This window comes from Streptomyces sparsus (assembly GCF_054776295.1).
In genome coordinates this window covers 1-2286 of record NZ_BAAHCA010000804.1, presented here as the reverse complement: position 1 = coordinate 2286, position 2286 = coordinate 1, and the positions used below count along the sequence as shown (strand labels likewise).

Genomic DNA, 2286 nt, shown 5'->3' with positions numbered 1-2286 from the left:
TCGCCCGCCGGGGGCTGTGCCTGCCGGCCGGTGGCGCCGAGGCCGTGCCCGGCCTGCTGGCCGCCTCACTGCCGCCCGGCACGGTCCGTACCGGCGTGCGTGTGGTCGCGGTGTCGACCAACTCCGTCGAGACCGAGGGGCACGGCACGCTGGGCTGCCGGGCAGTGCTCATCGCCACCGGCGCGCAGGACGCCTCGGCCCTGCTGCCGGGGCTGCACGTGCCCGACTTCCACCCGGTGACGGTCCTGCACCACGCCGCCGACGCGGATCCGCCGCTCGACGACGCCTCGCTGCTGCTCGACGCCGACCGGCGCGGCCCGGTGTCGCACACGATGATCACCTCCGCGGTCGACCCGTCCCGCGCGCTGCCGGGGCGCACCCTGGTCACGTCGGTGGTGCTGGGCCGGCAGGCCTTCGACTCGGTGACGGCTCTCGACAAGGCGGCCCGTCCCCAGCTGACCGAGCTGCACGGAGTGGGCGCCGACAACTGGGAGTTGCTCGGCGCCCGGCACCAGGCGTTCGCGGTGCCCGCCATGCCGGCCCCGCACGACGCCCAGCGTCCGGTACGGGTGCTGGCGGGGCTCTACGTGTGCGGTGACCACCGCGACACCGGCACCGCGCAGGGCGCGCTCCACTCCGCGCGCCGCGCGGCGCGGGCGATCTGCCGGGACTTCGGAACGGGCTCGGTTCCGGCACCCGCCTTACCGGTGGCCGCCTGACCGGTCCACGGCGACGGGCACCTCCGCGGGCACCGCCCGGTGGAGGTGCCCGTCGCCTGTGGGCCATCCGGAGGTGCCCGGCAGTTCGTCGGCCCTCTGCCTGAGAGTCGGTCAACTCCCCTACGCTGTCGCCAACTTGACCTGGCCCTGACAGCGAAGGCGGCGTCCCCGTGCGCAAGTCCACCCCCCTGGCCGCGGCAGCGGTCCTCACCCTGTTGGCCATCACACCCGCGCAGGCAGCCGATCCGGGAGCCCTGCCGTACTCCTCGACCACCGGTGTGGGCGTGCACAACGCCTACGAGAAGTCGTCCTTCCCGTTCCTCGCCGACGCCCTCGACTCCGGGGCCGGGCTGCTCGAGTTCGACGTGTGGACCAACACCTTCGCGGCCGGCTGGCGGGTCGCGCACAACAACCCGATAGGCAACGACAACAACTGCGAGAACGCGTCCGACGCGGCGCAGCTGCGCACGAAACCGCGCAACCAGCGGCTGGACGGCTGCCTCGCCGACCTGCGCGCCTGGCACGACGCCAACCCCGGGCACCGGCCCATCCTGCTCAAGATCGAGATGAAGGACGGCTTCTACGGCAGGGGCGGCCGCGGACCCGCGCAGTTCGACGCCCTGGTCAACAGCAAGCTGGGCGACGCGGTGTACCGCCCGGGCGAGTTGACGGGCCGCCACGCCAACCTGGACGAGGCGGTACGGGCGGACGGATGGCCCAGCCGCGACGCACTGGCGGGCAAGTTCCTGATCCACCTCATCCCCGGCACCGTGGAGGAGGGCAACCCGCTCGACCCGCTGTGGACGGACCGTGAGTACGCCACCCACCTGCGCACCCTCGCCGGGGCCGGGCGTCTCCACGAGGCGGTCGCCTTTCCCGCGGTGCACCGCGCGGAGGCGGGCGACCCGCGCGTCGGCCGGTACGCCGACGCCTCGATCCGGCCGTGGTTCGTGGTCTTCGACGGTGACGCCGCCGCCTACGCCTCCGGGTCGATCGACACCGGGTGGTACACCAGCCGCAACTACCTGCTGGTCATGACGTCCGCGCACAACGTGCCGCCGGCCATCGACGCCCGCAACCCCTCGGAAGCGGACGCCGCCGCCCGCGTCGCTCAACTGGCCTCCGAAGGCGCCGGATTGGTGACCTCGGACTGGGTGTCGCTGCCCCGGGTACTGCGCACGGTCCTGCCGCACGGCTGACCCCGCCCACCGGGTGACGGCCGGGCACCGGCGCCCGGCCGTCACTCCTCACGGCGGAGAGGCGGCCGGGTGCGGCGCGGACGGGCGGACGCCGACGGACACCAACAGACACCGTCGGACGTGAGCCTGCCGTGGAAAGACGCTAGCCGGGCGGGGGCGGCCCCGCGCGCTGGGAAGCGCGTACGAGTGCAGTGCGGCGGGACACGGTGCCGACACACCCGCAGCCGAGTCACTTCATGAGAGCAGTACGTCATGAAGTATGACTTTTCGAATGCACGGCAGGGCGACGACGGCACGGCCCCCCTCGACGCCCCACCGGCCGGCCCCCGTGCGACCCGGCGGGTCCTGCTGCGCGGCGCCGCCTGCCT

At 73.8% G+C, this 2286-nt stretch carries 2 protein-coding genes; both read left to right on the top strand.

From position 1 onward, the window contains the following. Nucleotides 1-719 (top strand): FAD-dependent oxidoreductase (locus ACYVE9_RS23585; protein WP_461029907.1); only part of this gene is annotated, 719 nt, incomplete at its 5' end. 170 nt (nt 720-889) lie between these two features. After that, nucleotides 890-1918 carry a phosphatidylinositol-specific phospholipase C domain-containing protein gene (locus ACYVE9_RS23580; protein ID WP_461029906.1) on the top strand — a complete coding sequence of 343 codons (1029 nt, stop codon included), beginning with the start codon at nt 890-892 and terminating at the stop codon, nt 1916-1918. Nucleotides 1919-2286 lie beyond the last annotated feature (368 nt).